Annotated in this window: 13 protein-coding genes; 12 read left to right on the forward strand and 1 reads right to left on the reverse strand. The window is 39.0% G+C overall.

Going from position 1 to position 16,515, the window contains the following annotated elements; genetic code table 11:
• The first annotated feature begins 166 nt into the window (after nucleotides 1-166).
• The 7 genes from H8S63_RS08270 (at nucleotide 167) to H8S63_RS08300 (ending at nucleotide 9,267) form a co-directional block, all read left to right on the forward strand.
• Nucleotides 167-1,624, forward strand: a complete 1,458-nt coding sequence (locus H8S63_RS08270) for a DUF3078 domain-containing protein (protein ID WP_186926405.1) — start codon at nucleotides 167-169, stop codon at nucleotides 1,622-1,624.
• Between the two features lie 117 nt (nucleotides 1,625-1,741).
• Nucleotides 1,742-2,314, forward strand: coding sequence for a UpxY family transcription antiterminator (locus H8S63_RS08275; RefSeq protein WP_143865642.1), 573 nt, complete (start codon nucleotides 1,742-1,744; stop codon nucleotides 2,312-2,314).
• A gap of 17 nt (nucleotides 2,315-2,331) precedes the next feature.
• Nucleotides 2,332-3,129 carry a polysaccharide biosynthesis/export family protein gene (locus H8S63_RS08280; RefSeq protein ID WP_186926407.1) on the forward strand — a complete coding sequence of 266 codons (798 nt, stop codon included), beginning with the start codon at nucleotides 2,332-2,334 and terminating at the stop codon, nucleotides 3,127-3,129.
• Nucleotide 3,130: 1 nt separating this feature from the next.
• Nucleotides 3,131-5,515 carry a tyrosine-protein kinase family protein gene (locus H8S63_RS08285; RefSeq protein ID WP_186926409.1) on the forward strand — a complete coding sequence of 795 codons (2,385 nt, stop codon included), beginning with the start codon at nucleotides 3,131-3,133 and terminating at the stop codon, nucleotides 5,513-5,515.
• Nucleotides 5,516-5,539: 24 nt separating this feature from the next.
• Nucleotides 5,540-7,462 (forward strand): nucleoside-diphosphate sugar epimerase/dehydratase, encoded by a 1,923-nt coding sequence (locus H8S63_RS08290; protein ID WP_186926410.1) that lies wholly within the window; start codon nucleotides 5,540-5,542, stop codon nucleotides 7,460-7,462.
• A 72-nt stretch (nucleotides 7,463-7,534) separates the two neighbouring features.
• Nucleotides 7,535-8,104 carry a dTDP-4-dehydrorhamnose 3,5-epimerase gene (rfbC, locus tag H8S63_RS08295; protein WP_186926412.1) on the forward strand — a complete coding sequence of 190 codons (570 nt, stop codon included), beginning with the start codon at nucleotides 7,535-7,537 and terminating at the stop codon, nucleotides 8,102-8,104.
• A 20-nt stretch (nucleotides 8,105-8,124) separates the two neighbouring features.
• On the forward strand, nucleotides 8,125-9,267 hold the full coding sequence (locus H8S63_RS08300; protein WP_186926414.1) for a dTDP-glucose 4,6-dehydratase: 1,143 nt from the start codon (nucleotides 8,125-8,127) through the stop codon (nucleotides 9,265-9,267).
• A gap of 436 nt (nucleotides 9,268-9,703) precedes the next feature.
• Here H8S63_RS08300 and H8S63_RS20050 read toward each other — a convergent pair whose 3' ends face one another.
• Nucleotides 9,704-9,832, reverse strand: a complete 129-nt coding sequence (locus H8S63_RS20050) for a hypothetical protein (protein WP_255467637.1) — start codon at nucleotides 9,830-9,832, stop codon at nucleotides 9,704-9,706.
• Between the two features lie 1,242 nt (nucleotides 9,833-11,074).
• Between H8S63_RS20050 and H8S63_RS08305 the strand changes: the two genes are divergently transcribed.
• From H8S63_RS08305 to H8S63_RS20320, 5 genes are all read left to right on the forward strand, one after another.
• Nucleotides 11,075-12,079, forward strand: coding sequence for a glycosyltransferase family 8 protein (locus H8S63_RS08305; RefSeq protein ID WP_186926416.1), 1,005 nt, complete (start codon nucleotides 11,075-11,077; stop codon nucleotides 12,077-12,079).
• A gap of 8 nt (nucleotides 12,080-12,087) precedes the next feature.
• Complete coding sequence (locus tag H8S63_RS08310) at nucleotides 12,088-13,236, forward strand: Coenzyme F420 hydrogenase/dehydrogenase, beta subunit C-terminal domain (protein ID WP_186926418.1); 1,149 nt, start codon at nucleotides 12,088-12,090, stop codon at nucleotides 13,234-13,236.
• A 2-nt stretch (nucleotides 13,237-13,238) separates the two neighbouring features.
• Nucleotides 13,239-14,168 (forward strand): alpha-1,2-fucosyltransferase, encoded by a 930-nt coding sequence (locus H8S63_RS08315; RefSeq protein WP_186926419.1) that lies wholly within the window; start codon nucleotides 13,239-13,241, stop codon nucleotides 14,166-14,168.
• Between the two features lie 101 nt (nucleotides 14,169-14,269).
• The gene (locus H8S63_RS08320) at nucleotides 14,270-15,346 is read left to right on the forward strand and encodes a polysaccharide pyruvyl transferase family protein (RefSeq protein WP_255467638.1); all 1,077 of its coding nucleotides are present in this window, start codon (nucleotides 14,270-14,272) and stop codon (nucleotides 15,344-15,346) included.
• Between the two features lie 55 nt (nucleotides 15,347-15,401).
• Complete coding sequence (locus tag H8S63_RS20320) at nucleotides 15,402-16,112, forward strand: acyltransferase family protein (protein WP_186926423.1); 711 nt, start codon at nucleotides 15,402-15,404, stop codon at nucleotides 16,110-16,112.
• The last annotated feature ends 403 nt before the right edge of the window (nucleotides 16,113-16,515 follow it).

Consider the following 16,515-nt stretch of genomic DNA (forward strand, 5'->3'; position numbering starts at 1 on the left):
TTTACTTAGTAGTATTCTTATGAACTTAAAAAGCGCAAAATTATAAAAAAAAGAGGAAGAATGCAGACTTTCGTCTCTACAATTTTATTAAAAAATGCAATTTTGAAAGAATCCTATGATTTCTGAACAAAATAATGTAGCTTTGCAGCCTAAACCATAAACAAATATGATGAGAGTTACTACTTTATATTCAGTTTTTATCCTGTTGTTATTTTCGTTATCGCTTTCTGCACAGGAAAATGCCGGCAATTCTTCACTTCCCAAATCTTCAACGGTAGTGGCTAAGGCCAAAGTCGTAAAAGCAGATACACTTTCGGCAGAACTCCAGAAATATTTAATGTTAAAACTCAACATGTCCGGTCCGACACCCAAATTGGATACCGTTTCTTATTTATATAATAAGTATATAGCCCAATTGGATTATCTGAATGATCCGTCTGTACCGCCGCGCTATATTCCGTCGGATCCCGACTATTTTCGTCTGTTTACTCCTTTGGCATATTACTATGCCCCGATGGAGCAGTATTCAAGACTGGGATGGAAACCTGTGCAGCCGGACACTACCCCCAAACTGACATCGGAACTTTTACCATACGACACATTGGTGTTTACCAAAACCCGACGTGCCAATACATTAGTCAATAACGCTTTGATGGATCTTTATCTGCAACATCCGAATTTGGTTGTTACTACGGAAGACCGTATCATGAGTCGGGATGTTTTCCGGCATGATGTGAAACCGAAGATTTCCCCCAAAGCGAATGTGATTCATCTGTTTCAACGTGAAGATATGAATGATAATGTAGGAAAGGCCGATATCAAGATCAGCCGTCCCAACTGGTGGGTTGTAGGAGGTAACGGTTCATTACAGATCAGTCAGAACCATCTTTCGGACAACTGGTATAAGGGAGGGGAGAGTAACTTCTCCGGATTAGCTACTTTTCTGATCTTCGCAAACTATAATGACAATGAGAAAGTGCTGTTTGAAAACCAGCTTGAAGCGAAAGCGGGTATGACTTCCACTCCATCGGACGAATACCATAAATATCTTTTCACAACCGACCAACTTCGCGTCTATAACAAGCTGGGATTGAGAGCTTTTAAGAATTGGTATTATACGATCTCCTCTGAGTTCAAAACCCAGTTTTTCAATGGATACAAGGCTAACAGCGAAGATCTGGTTTCAGCTTTCATGTCTCCGGCCGATTTGGCGGTCAGTATTGGTATGGACTATAAGCTGAACAAAAAGAAATTCAATCTTTCTGTCTTCATGGCGCCATTGACTTATAACCTACGTTATATTGACAACTCGGAAGTGGATGAAACGAAATTTGGTCTGGATAAAGGCAAATGCTCCAAGAATGACTTCGGTTCACAGTTGCAGTCTACGTTTAACTGGAATATCATCTCTGCCGTATCATTGGAATCCCGTCTCAACTATCTGACCAACTATCATTGGGCACGTGTGGAATGGGAAAACACGTTCAACTTCGTTCTTAACCGTTATCTCTCTACCAAACTTTATATTCACACCCGTTTTGACGATAGCTCCAAACCCACTGAAGGTGACAGTTATTTCCAGTTAAAGGAACTGCTCAGCTTCGGTATTAACTACAAGTGGTAGCCTTCATTTGTGAAAAAAAACATCTTTTTATTATTTTGTCTGATATATAATATTTATATTTGCGCAAAATTTCGTTGCTTCATTTAAGAAGTAGCAAGAAATATGGGGTAAATATAAATGATCATTAGCAAAAATGACGATCAAAATCTTCTGCCAACAACTGTGATTGGCAGAAGCGTAGCGCGCTCAAAACGCTGGCTAGTGGCGGTTGTACGCATATATCACGAGAAAAAAACGAGTGAGCGGCTAACGAAAATGGGGATTGAAAATTTCCTTCCTATTCAACAAGAGGTTCATAAATGGAGTGATCGTCGTAAAGTGGTAGATCGCGTTTTACTTCCGATGATGATTTTTGTCCATGTCGACCCTCAAGAACAAAAAGAGGTGTTGACGCTGTCCGCTATCAGCCGCTATATGGTACTGCGTGGGGAAAGTACTCCGGCTGTTATTCCTGACCAACAAATGTTGCGATTCAAATTTATGCTCGATTATTCGGATGAAACGATCAGTATGAGCACATCGCCGTTGGCACCGGGAGAAAAGGTACGGGTGATAAAAGGACCTTTGGCAGGTTTGGAAGGAGAGTTGGTAAATGTGGACGGCAAGTCTAAAGTTGCTGTCCGGTTAACTATGTTGGGGTGTGCATGTGTGGATATACCGGTGGGATGTGTAGAGCCGGTATCAGAATAATCAAAAAAAATATTTTCATGAAAAAATTTCTAGCAAACTCTTTGCTACTCTTGTGTTTTGCAGGAGGGCTGACTTCCTGTGTCTCATCTAAAAAAATGCTTTATTTGCAGGGTGCAAATTCGTTAGACCCAAGTTCACAGAAAGTACTTGATGATTATGAATTGCATATCAAGCCGGACGACCAGCTTTATATTACGATTAATAGTAAGACACCGGAATTGTTGACACCTTTTGCCAATAGCCAGGTGTTGGGTTCATCCACCACTAGTGGAGCTTCACAGGAACTTCAAGGGCTTCTGGTAGATAAGAATGGTGATATTGAAGTACCTGTTTTGGGAAAAATACATGTAGCCGGTCTTACTCGTTTGGAATTGGCAGGGGTAATCAAGAATAAGTTGATAGAAGGTGAGTATATCAAAGACCCGACGGTAGAAGTCCGTTTTAAGGGAGCGAAGATTTTGCTTTTGGGAGAAGTCAACAGTCCCGGTGTAAAAGAACTTCCTAGCGATCGGGTGACCATCCTGGATGCGATAGGGCTAGGCGGTGATTTGCCGCCAACAGCGAAACGGAATAATATACAAGTGATCCGGGAAGAAAACGGAGAGCGTAAGAGCTATACGGTAGATTTGACTTCCAGTGAAGACATTTTTAATTCTCCGGTCTATTATATGCAACAAAATGACGTGGTTTATGTAGAACCCAATAAATCAATTAATGTGAAGGGAAGTTCTGCACTGACTTACTTGTCTGCCGGTGGTAGTGTTATAGCAGTATTGGCTTCCGTACTGTCATTAATCTTTGTTCTTGCGAAATAAAATGGAATATATTCAGGAAAATAACAATGAAAAAACGACCAGAGAAAGTGGTTTTAATATCACTTTACGGGATGTTGTAGAGTTGATAATAGCCAATTGGTATTGGTTTGCCATTTCTGTAATTGTCTGTGTGAGTGCTGCTTACTTGTATACCCGTACACTGGTCCCTGTCTATCAGCGTCAGGCCGTCATGTTAGTGAAGACCGGTGGAAAAACAGCTAATTCGGATATATCCGCCATGCTGGAACTTCAGGGAGGAGTAACAGGGAGCGGGGTTGAAAATGAAATGTATATCCTTCGCTCGCATCAATTGGTACGTGAGGTAGTCAATCGCCTGCATTTGGATGTATCGTATGAGGAAGACGGCTTTTTTCGTAATACTTCCTTGTTTGCAGAATCTCCGGTTGAAGTGACTTTTTTTGATCCTTATCACTCTTTTGTTTCAATGAATGTCACTCCGCTGGATGTAAAGAACTACGCGATTTCCAATTTTGTCGTAGGAGGAAAGAAGCTCTCAATAAATGGTAATCATGCCTATGGAGACACGTTGCAGACAGAAGCGGGACGAATGGTTGTCAATCTGAAACCTGAGAACCTCTCTACATACATAGGTAAGCCTGTCTTAGTAAAACGTATGAGTCCGGAAGCGGCTACGGCTATTTATAAAGGAGGTATTTCTACTTCTTTGGCAGGTAAAGGCACTACGATGGTACAAATCACCTGTGTTGGCAATAATGTTTCACGTGCCGATGCGATATTGAGTGCTTTGATAAATGTGTATAACGAAACGATTATTGAAGATAAAAATCGTATAGCTGTAAATACGGCTAAATTCATAGACGAACGCATTGCGGTTATCGGCAAGGAACTGGGAGATGTAGAAGAAGAATTGACAGACTTTAAACAGCGCAATCGTATTATAGGTACAGAAGGCAACGGCTCTCAATATCTGGCTGAAAGCAGTCGTGTGAAAGGTGAAACCTTGCAGATGGAAACAGAATTATCTATAGCACAATCCATTAAGAGTTATTTGATGGATGTAACCCGCAACAATCAACTGATTCCTAATGTTTCCGGAGTGGGAGATGCAAGTGTGCAAAGTCAGATTACCGCTTACAATGAACTTATGCTTCAACGTAATCATCTGTTGGCTGAATCTGGAGAAAAAAATCCGGTTGTCCAGGCAGCTGATAAGAATTTGGCGGAGATGCGTACGGTAATCTCCGGTTCAATGGATAATTATATCAAAAATCTTCGTCTACGATTGGACAGGACACGTGCTGTGGAACATCAGATTAATACTGAGATTCAAGCGGTTCCCAAGCAGGAAAAGATGGCGTTGAGTATTATCCGTCAGCAATCCATTAAAGAGGCATTGTATACTTTCCTGTTGAATAAGCGTGAAGAAAACGCACTTCAGTTAGCTGTAACAGAGGCTAATATTCGGGTTGTAGAGTCTCCATTTGGTTCTAATGCGCCTATTGCCCCTCATTCTACAACTTTTTTGCTGGCTGCTTTAGCAGTGGGATTAGCTATTCCTTTGGGGATACAAGTGTTGTTGATGCTATGGAATACTTCCGTTCGGGGACGTAAGGATATAGAAGATTATACCACCATTCCGGTGTTGGGTGAGATTCCTTCCCGCAAGGAAGAAGTGGCAGATAATTCCATAGTAGTAGATGAACATAAGAACGATCTTATCTCTGAAGCTTTCCGCCTATTGCGCTCAAACATCAATTTTGTAGCAAAGGATGCCCGTGTGATTATGTTTACGTCTACCATGCCCGGTGAAGGAAAGTCTTTTGTGTCTCGGAACCTGGCGGTAGCATTGGCAATAGCCGGAAAGAAAGTGGTATTGGTAGATACTGATTTACGCAAACGGACTCAAGGTAAATTAGTGGGTGTCAAACATAAAGAAGGATTGAGTACTTATCTTTCCGGTTTACATGATAATATAGATAATATATTGGATAAGGGGCTGATTCATCCCGCTGTGGATATGCTTTTAGTTGGTCCTGTACCACCCAATCCTTCCGAACTTCTGATGAGCGATCGTTTGGAGAAACTGGTAGATGAGCTGAAGAAAAAATATGATTATATAATTTTGGATAATGTCCCTGCACAGGTGGTAGCGGACGCTACGATTGTAAACCGTGTAGCTGAATTGACTTTATATGTGGTTCGTGATGGAAAACTCGATCGTCGTTATCTTCCGGAATTGGAACGTTTGCATCAGGAAGGTAAATTCAAACATCTGTGCATTGTATTAAACGACAGCCATATTGAAAAGAAAAAGTATGGTTACGGCTATGGTTATAGCTACGGTTACGGATATGGCTATGGGGATGGCTACTATTCGGAGATGAATAAAAAAAATAAGAAATAAGGGGAACTTTTTATTGTTTTGGGTATGAAAGAAAAATTGAATGCTTTTATCCAGTATATAAGTAGAACTTACTTTAGTTACTGGATAATATGGGGAATTGATTTGTTCATTTCAGTGTTGTCCACTTGTTTCACTTATTGGTGGATACATTATAACGCTGAAGTGTCTTTGGATAGCCGGGCTATGATTCGGGTTGGAATTTTAGCCGCTATTGCGACTACGATAGCTTCCTATCTTTTCCATACTTATCGTAATACCATTCGTTATTCCCAGTTGCGTTGCTTATGGCCGTTGATCTGTTGTTCATCATTCAAATCGGTATGTATAGCGATTGCTATTTTCTTGTGGATTGAACCGTTCGGATTGTCTGCCAATCAGAGATTGATGTTTGTCTTGTTTGATGGAATGTTAACTTTGATTGCTTTGTCTACTTTCCGTATGTTGATGGTGATAGTCTACGAGGCGTTAATTGAATTGATGAATAAGGAGAATATGCGTATTCTTATTTATGGTACAGACGATAAAAGTGTAGCACTGAAGACCCGTTTACTACATAGTTCTCATTATAAGGTTATCGGATTCTATTGTTATGGAACTATTTACAAGCATCGTCGTTTGGCGGGATTCCCTATTTATTATTTCACCAATGAACAAGATTTCCTGCAGCTTATTCGTAAACGTTGTATTCAAGGTGTTTTATTTGCTCATAATGAGTCTACCCGTTTAGAGGAAACCCGTTTGCTCCAATATTGCAAGGATAATCATATCAAAACTTTGATAGCTCCTTCTATCAGCGAAGCGGATGAAAACGGTAACTTTCATCAATGGGTGCGCCCTGTCAAGATTGAAGACTTGTTGGGACGTCCGGAGATTAATATCAATATGAGCGAAGTTGCCAATGAATTCAGCGATAAAGTAGTAATGGTTACGGGAGCGGCTGGTAGTATTGGTAGCGAACTTTGTCGTCAATTGGCACATCTTGGAATCCGCAAACTGATTATGTTTGATTCGGCCGAGACCCCATTACACAATATTCGCTTGGAATGTGAACGCCGATTTCCACATCTTGATTTTGTTCCTGTGATAGGTGATGTACGTGTCATAGAGCGTTTACGTATGGTGTTTGATACCTATCATCCCCAAATTATTTTTCATGCAGCTGCTTATAAACACGTCCCGTTGATGGAGGAAAATCCATGTGAAGCTGTATTGGTTAATGTGACCGGTACCCGTCAGGTTGCGGATATGGCAGTTAAATATGGAGCGGAGAAGATGATTATGGTTTCCACAGACAAAGCTGTAAATCCTACAAATGTGATGGGGTGCTCCAAACGTTTGGCAGAAATCTATGTACAGAGCTTGAGCTATGCCATTAAAGAGGGTAAAGTGAAAGGATGTACTAAATTTATAACTACCCGCTTTGGAAATGTATTGGGTAGCAATGGCTCAGTTATTCCCCGTTTTAAAGAACAAATAGAAAATGGCGGTCCCGTTACAGTGACTCACCCTGATATCATACGCTATTTCATGACCATTCCGGAAGCATGTCGTCTGGTAATGGAGGCCGCTACTATGGGGGAAGGGTATGAGATCTTTGTTTTCGAAATGGGAAAACCGGTAAAAATTGTAGATTTGGCCGTTCGTATGATTGAATTGGCGGGATATAAGCCGAATGAAGATATTGAAATACAATTTACAGGACTACGACCGGGTGAAAAACTGTATGAAGAGGTCTTGAGTGATGAAGAAAATACTATTCCTACTCATCATAAGAAGATAAAGATTGCGAAAGTACGTCGGTATGAATATGGGGATATTGTGGAAACGTACGATGAATTCGAGAGATTATCCCGTTCAGTACAGATTTGGGATACGGTGAAGTTGATGAAGCGAATAGTTCCGGAGTTTATATCAAAAAATTCACGGTTTCAAGAATTAGATAGTTAGCGTCCTAAAATGACGTATTGCTAGATCACACTTGGGCTAACAAAATTGGACGCTAACAAGTAAATAAAGAAGATGGAAGTAATAAAGACCGATATAGAGGGTGTGGTAATCCTTGAACCAAAGGTGTTCAGGGATACTAGAGGGTATTTTTTTGAATCTTTTTCGCAACGGGAGTTTGATGAAAAGGTAAGAACTGTAAGTTTCGTACAGGATAACGAATCCATGAGTAGTTATGGTGTGATACGTGGTCTCCATTTCCAACGTCCTCCTTATACTCAAAGCAAACTTGTGCGTTGCGTGAAAGGTGCGGTACTTGACGTTGCGGTAGACATTCGCAAAGGTTCACCTACATACGGTAAACACGTTGCAGTGGAACTTACCGAGAATAATCATCGTCAGCTTTTTGTGCCGAGGGGATTTGCTCATGGTTTTTCTGTACTCTCAGAAACAGCTGTTTTCCAATATAAATGTGATAATTTTTATGCTCCGCAAGCCGATGGAGGAATCAGTGTCCTTGATGATAATTTAGGTATTGATTGGAAAATTCCTGTAGGTAAAGCTCTACTTTCTGAAAAAGACACTTTGCATAGTTGGCTGAAAGACTTCGATTCGCCGTTTTACATAAATGAACCTCTTTATTAAGCTTCAATAAGACATTTGAAATGAGAAATATAATAATCACTGGTGGTGCTGGTTTTATAGGTAGCCATGTAGTTCGTCTCTTTGTAAATAAGTATCCGGAATACAATATTATAAATCTTGATAAATTGACATATGCAGGCAATCTTGCTAACCTTAAGGATGTTGAGGATAAACCTAACTACAAATTTGTCAAGATGGATATTTGCGATTTTGATACGTTTTACAAATTAATGCAGGATGAACAGATTGACGGAATTATCCATCTTGCCGCTGAAAGCCATGTAGATCGCAGTATCAAAGATCCGTTCACCTTCGCCCGTACTAATGTGATGGGAACCCTTTCTTTGTTACAGGCTGCAAAACTTTATTGGGAGAGTCTGCCCGAAAAATATGAAGGCAAACGTTTCTACCACATCTCAACAGATGAGGTATATGGCGCATTGGAAATGACCAATCCTGAAGGTATAAATCCTCCATTCACGACAAAGGCTTCTAGTGGTAAGCACCACGAAGCATATGGTGAGGAGTTCTTCTTGGAGACAACCAAGTATACGCCTCATTCACCATATTCTGCTTCAAAAGCCAGTAGTGACCATTTCGTACGTGCTTTTCATGATACATACGGTATGCCTACTATTGTAACCAATTGTTCAAATAATTACGGTCCTTATCAGTTCCCAGAAAAATTGATTCCACTTTTTATTAACAATATTCGTTATCGTATACCACTGCCCGTTTATGGAAAGGGGGAGAATGTTCGTGATTGGCTCTACGTAGAAGATCATGCTCGTGCTATTGATACTATTTTCCATAACGGAAGAGTTGCTGAGACATACAACATTGGTGGCTTTAATGAGTGGAAGAACATTGATATTATCAAAGTGATTATTCAAGTCGTTGATCGTATGCTGGGAAGGGAAGAAGGTGAAGATATGAATCTTATCACCTACGTTACCGATCGTCTTGGGCATGATGCTCGGTATGCCATTGATTCTCGGAAACTTCAAGCCGAACTTGGTTGGGAGCCTAGCTTGCAATTCGAGGAAGGTATCGAGAAGACTGTTAAATGGTATATTGATAATGAGGGATGGTTAAATGATGTAACTTCTGGTGATTATCAGAAGTATTATGATAATATGTATGGTGATAAAACAATGGAGTAAGCAAGTACTGATAATGTTTGAATGAGAGGACTTGAATGTTGCAAGATATATCATCAAATAATAAACGTATAGCGAAGAATACCTTTCTGCTCTACTGCCGGATGCTCATACTTCTGGTGGTCGGATTGTTTACGTCTAGGGTCATATTGCAGGCTTTAGGGGTGGAGAACTATGGCATACAGTCTGTCATAGTGGGTTTCCTTGGCATATTTAGTTTCATTACGAGTTCAATGACAACGGCTATTGGCCGCTTCATTACAGTTGAATTAGGTAAGAACAACCTCTTTAGACTAAAACAAGTGTTCTCAACTTCCATCACCGTGCAGTTTTTGATGGGAATTCTGATACTTTTCCTAGTAGAGACATTTGGTTATTGGTTTCTTCAGACAAAGATGAATATACCGGCAGGGCGCGAAACGGCTGCCTTATGGTGTCTTCATTGTGCAGCTATCTCGTCTGCACTCACTTTGTTTACGACCCCGTTCCAATCATGTATAATAGCCCATGAGAAGATGGGAGCCTTTGCATATCTTAGTTTGTTTGAGGCTTTTATGAAACTTCTCATCTGCTATCTTGTTTTTGTGTCACCTGCAGACAAACTGATTACGTATGCTATACTCCTTGTTATGGTCAATTTCCTTAATATCTCGTTTTATATTATATATTCGCTGAGGAAATTTGAAGAGTGTACTTTTGTTTTCACTTTTGATAAGCAACTCTTCAAGGAAATCTGGAATTTTGCAGGATGGAATATGTTTGGCAATGGAGCCTGGATTTTGAATACCCAAGGCGTAAATATGCTACTTAATATCTATTTCGGAGTTATAGTAAATGCTTCCATAGGTATTGCAGCTCAGGTTAATAACATAATTTTGATGTTCGTCAACAACTTTATGACGGCGCTGGCCCCTCAGATAACGAAGTCTTATGCTGCAGATGATAAGGAGTATGCATTTTCTCTTGCCTGTAGAGGTTCTCGTTTCTCTTTCTACATAATGTATCTTTTGGGACTCCCATTGATGATTGAGGCTAAGCAGATACTTCAACTATGGTTAGGTACTCCACCAGAGCAATCGGATGCGTTCCTTGTTTGGATTATACTGTCCTCATTCACGACCACTATTGGCAATACCATGGTTACTCTACAGATGGCGCAGGGAAACATTAAACGATACCAAGCCATAATGACATCGTTTATATCACTTATTTTTCCATTTACATGGATTGCATACTATCTAGGGGGCGCACCAATATATACCTATTATATATCTTTTTTTATTTACTGGTGCTCAATTTTTCTTAGATTTCGACTTGTACACGCAAGTACGGGCATCTCGTCTCGGCAGTATCTTGTAGATGTCGTGTTTCGTTGTCACATCGTTGGTATTGTGTCTGCCCTAATGCCATTATTGATAGCACATATTATGCACTCTTCTTTTTTAAGACTGTTGATTGTATGTATTGTAAGTAGTGTATCTATTGTTCTGACGATTTATGCTATTGGGTTGGAGAAAAACGAAAAGACTATGATAATCTCTAAAGTTAGATCGACTTTTTATACATTAACGAATAACGATTGAACCGTTGGCCTCTGTACCTGAATACAGGCTTATAGCCATTGAAAAGTTTACAAGTTATTTAGTGGATTATTGGTAGTTAAAATTTACGTAAATATTGATGGATTAACATAAAAATCATGATTAGTAATAAACCTAACTGTTGTGTATAACTAGTTTATAAAAATGAAATTCAATGGGGTACTGTAAACAACGGGCATCCCTTAAATTGACTACTTACCAAATAAATTATGATACACATTGGACTTTGTGCTGACGAAAAGTTCTCAATTGCTCTTGGTGTCTGTATGACTTCTATCTTTGAATCAAATAAAGGTAGCGATGTTATGGTACATATATTGACCAAAGCTTTTCTTGAGAAAACAATAGAAAAGATTAATCGAACAATGGAAATTTATCACCAAGAAGTCAAGATATACCAGATAGATGATAGCTTATTTGATGGTTATCCTCTATCATCTACTTTTCCAAAATCGATATATTTTCGTTATCTTTTTCCAAGGATACTGCCTGTGGAAATTGATAAAATACTATATTTTGATTGTGATACGATTATTGTATCGGATTTATTATCGTTGTGGAGTACTGATATTTCTGACAAAGCCTTAGCTGCCATAGAAGATCAAAATGCAGATGATATAACAAATCGTAATCGAATTGAAATATTTGATGGTAAATACTTCAATTCGGGAGTTTTACTTATGAATTTAAACTATTGGCGTGTACATGATTGTTTTACGCAATTAGCTCATTTTATTATGGAGAATCCTGAGAAATGTTTATATCCAGACCAAGATGCTTTGAATGTTCTTTTTCATGAAAATTTTTTATGTCTTCCTTTCAAATATAATTTTCAGTTAACTTTAATAAAACCTTTTGAATGCTATAAATTAAACAAATCAAAATGGAATGATGTTGTTGATTCATTTTGTAATATGTCTATAATTCATTATGTTTCGCCTGCTAAACCATGGTATAAAGATACCGTATTGCCATTAACTAATATATGGAGGTACTATAAACAACTTAGTTTATGGAAAGATATGCCATATAAAAATAGAAACTCGTTAGGCCTGCATGTGAAAAATAACATTCGTATGTTGTTTGGTGGAAAAGACGCATTAAGATTAAGAGGACAGATTAATCCAGTGTTGGTGAAAAAATTGGCAGAGTACGAGAATTTGTATGATGGTCTTATTTCTAAAAAGAAGAATAACTTATTGTATATCAATTAATTTAATAGATGGTGGGAATTGTTGATAAATCGAAATGTTGTGGATGTTCTGCTTGTGTGCAGGTTTGTCCAAAGCAATGCATTTCCTTTAATGAAGATACAAAAGGATTCCTCTATCCTGTAGTTAACAAAGACCTCTGTATTGACTGTGGACTCTGTGAAAAGGTGTGTCCATTTCTTAACCTAAGCGATCCAAGAAAACCTGTCAAAGTTCTTGCTGCCATCAACCCCAATGAGGAAATTCGCATGAAATCCTCCTCTGGTGGTATTTTTACAATGTTGGCAGAAGCCGTCATCGATGAGGGAGGAGTGGTCTTTGGTGCCCGTTTTGACAAAAACTGGGAGGTGATGCACGACTATACTGAGACGAAAGAGGGACTCGATACTTTTCGTGGGGCTAAATATACTCAAAGTAAAATAGGCATAACATACAAAGAGGCTAAAGATTTCTTAATACAAGGGCGTAAGGTACTATTCTCTGGCACTGGATGCCAAATAGCAGGTCTGAGGTTATTCCTTCATAAGGAATATGATAATTTGCTAATGGTAGAGATTGTATGTCATGGTGTCCCAAGTCCAGCTGTATGGAGGGCATATCTTGATGATTTAACGAAAGGTAATAAGAATAAAATAAATTCCATTAATTTCAGGGATAAGCGAAATGGTTGGAATGAATATGGATTGACGATCGAGAAAGACGATGATATCATATATGAGCTCTCTGCGAACAATCGATATATGCAAAGTTTTCTAAAAAATTTGTGTTTACGTCCATCGTGTGTTAACTGTCCGGTAAAGCAAGGAGCAAGTGGCGCAGATTTAATCATTGGCGACTTTTGGGGGGTTGAGAGTATTCATCCGGAAATATATGACAACAAGGGCTGTTCGTTCGTTGTCGTAAACTCAGATAAAGGGAAAGAGCAGATAGTACAAATAAATACGAAAAATTTAGAAATAACGTACGAGGAAGGATGGCGTTATAATCCTTGCCTTGTTCAATCATCTGCAGAGAGCCGTTATGCTCCTATATTTTGGAGACAATTTCATAAAAAAGGAGTAATGGCAATTAATGGTACACTTAAGATTCTTTGCAGTAATAGAATACAAAGAATGGCTTACCTGATATGGTATAAAGTTATTAGTAAAATACAAAAATAATCATGTCACGACCTACTATTCAGACGACGCTCCTCGGGCGCTTGGGTAATCAGTTGTTTACATATTCTGCTACTCGTGTGATGGCATTGGAGAGTGGATGTCAATTGGTGCTCACGGGTGATGCGTTTGAGCGGTTTCATGCTAAGAACCGACTTGGGTGTTTCCATCTGCCTGATGATGTGTTATTCAAGGAAGATAAGAGTTTTAACTGTCGCCAGAAGATAGGGTATTTTATGTATCTCTGCCTGTGTCGTCATAAGAATATCTGTCAGATAGCAGATATAGAGTCAAAATACCAGAAGTTGTTCCATAGGTTCGGCTTGATACTTAATCAGGAAGGCTATCTCAAGCCTATGCCATTATCCAAAGGCAGCTGGTATGCATTGGGATATTTCCAAAGTGATAAATACTTTGCAAAGCATGAAGAGCTTATCCGCAAAGAACTGACGTTTCGTACAGAACTCTTTTCACTTGATGTAGTATCGTTAGGCTTAGAAATACATAGTAGCCCTAAATCTGTCTGTCTGCATATTCGCAGGGGTGATTACTTAAACGACCCTACTTTCTTTGTTTGCGATAATATTTATTACTTCCGTGCATTGGAACAGATGCAAGAACTCGTTCCTGATGCTATTTATTATGTTTTCTCAGACAATATAGATGGCGTGAGAAATCTCTTCTCAAAATATGAAAACCTCACCTTTCATTATATAGATTCGAAATACACAGATCAGGAGTCGCTTTACCTTGGAAGTTGCTGTAGAAACTTCATCATGACCAACAGCACCTTCTCTTGGTGGATGCAGTATTTGTCTGACAACAAAAACAAAGTGGTACTCGCGCCAAGTAGATGGTATAATACTAATAACCCTTGTGATATATACCAAGATAACTGGATGCTTGTAGATACTAGAATACAGAGGGATGTATAATTACGAACACGGAAATCGCAAAATTCACAGAAGAATTGGTGCAAAGATATGCTCTTACAGTTCCGTGTGTTTTGTGTGCGAATAAAAATGAGACTAGTGTTATGAAGATAGCAATATTAACTCAACCGTTACGAACGAATTTCGGTGGTATTTTGCAGGACTATGCTCTTCAGATGGTCCTAAAGCGTATGGGACATGAGCCTATTACTGTAGATTATGACTGTGCGTATCCTTGGTGGCGATGGGTGTTAGGGCGTTTTAAGTCTTTGGTCATGCGTACCTCTCACCACATACAGTATCCTCATTATGGGAGGTCTGGTCAGGAAAATCTTAATCGGTTCATTCATGAAAAGATGACTATTACAAAACCGGAGGTAACTATTACCAAGGAATTGTTGGAGAGTCTTCATCCAGATGTGATTCTTGTGGGTAGCGATCAGGTGTGGAGTCCATGGTGTAATGTGCCAATCAAATATCTTGGCAATATGTTTCTTGACTTTTGGTCTGATTTTCCTGGTAAACGTGTGGCTTATGCTGCCTCCTTCGGTGGTAGTGAGTGGATATACACTCCAGAGCAGGAACGGTTATGTGGAGCACTTGCTAAGAAGTTCGATGCCATTTCTGTACGTGAGGCAAGTGGAGTGCAACTCTGCAAAGAACATTTTGGTGTTGAGGCAACACATGTGCTCGATCCGACCCTTCTGCTAACGGTAAAAGACTACGAGTCATTGCTCTCTCGGCAACAGAATGCGACAAACACCTTGTTGGCATATGTACTTGATACATCTCTTGAGAAGGTCACGTTCCTTGAGAGGATGGCGAAAAAATATAATCTCGAACTGAAGATTAAGGGTGCTAATGATGATATCTCATGGGATGACAGTATCGAGGCTTGGCTTTCTGAGATACGTGATGCTGCCATGGTCATTACTGACTCTTTTCATGGGAGCGTGTTCTCTATCCTGTTTCATCGCCCGTTTCTGTCTATCGTGAACAAACGGAGGGGTGCAGAGAGGTTTATCTCACTCCTCAGTAAACTCGAATTGGGGGATAGACTCGTGGATGATGTGACAACATACGAGCTTACTAACTTCATTATAGACTGGAACGAAGTTGATATTTGTCTTGTTAGAGAACGGGAAATGAGCATGGAGTTTTTAAAGGATGCATTGATGTAATAATGAACACACCTTAATCGGAATTTAAAGAAAGTAAATCGACAATATAGATGATATGTCAAAAGAACGTCAATCAAATATCGAATTATTGAGGGTGATAGCGATGTTTTTCATTCTTTGGGTACATGCAGATTTCTACTCTATAGGAGAACCATCATATAGTGATGTGCTCTCAAAACCTTTAGACTCGTCATTAAAGATAATCTTTGAGGCTATTTGTATATCAGCTGTAGATATCTTTGTGATGATATCTGGATGGTTTGGGATACATGCCAAGGTGAAAGGACTATGTGCATTCCTGTTTCAATGTTTGTTTTTTACTATAGGACTTTTTATTGTGAACATAGCATGTGACTACACAACTTTGAGTGTTCAGGGACTACTAGGTTGTGTAATGATGACTTCATCCAACTGGTTCATAAAATCGTATCTGTTCCTATATATATTATCACCTATTCTGAATGCTTTTGTAGAAACAGTACCAAGGGTGGTTTTCAAAAAAGTGTTGATAGCATATTTTACAATGTTGATTGTATATGGATGGTTATTTCCCGAATCTGTGACATACATATCATTGGGTTATTCACCTCTGTCATTTATAGGATTGTATCTTCTTGCAAGATATGTAAATTTATATAGACCTAAATTTACTAATTATTCTGCAAGTACAGATGTATATGTGGTTCTTGGGGTAATTTCCTGTGTATCAATTATTTGTATTGCCCCCCCCTGTTGGGACAGAAATGGGTATATCCTTATACCATAAATAGATGCTTTAGCTATGTTTCACCATTAAATATATTCATAGCACTATACTCTATAATAATGTTTTCAAAGCTTCATCTCAAGTCCAAGTTAATAAATTGGTGTGCAGTAAGTTGCTTTGCTGTATTCTTATTTCATTCCAATGCCAAGTTCTTTGGATATTCATATCAGGAGATGTGCCAACAATTTTATGCTATTTATTCTACGTGGGAATATTGGGGAATGATGTTCTGTGTGATGATAGGAATATATGTTATAGCCATACTTATAGATAAGATAAGGATAATGATGTGGAATATATTTACGAATACAGAACGCACAAAAAGCAAGTAGGACACACACGAAATACATGGAATCTACGAAGTATTTTTCTATAATTCCTAAGATTCTGTGTGAGAAAAACG

Origin of the sequence: Bacteroides sp. NSJ-39, from assembly GCF_014287315.1 — a bacterium.
GTDB lineage: Bacteria > Bacteroidota > Bacteroidia > Bacteroidales > Bacteroidaceae > Bacteroides > Bacteroides finegoldii.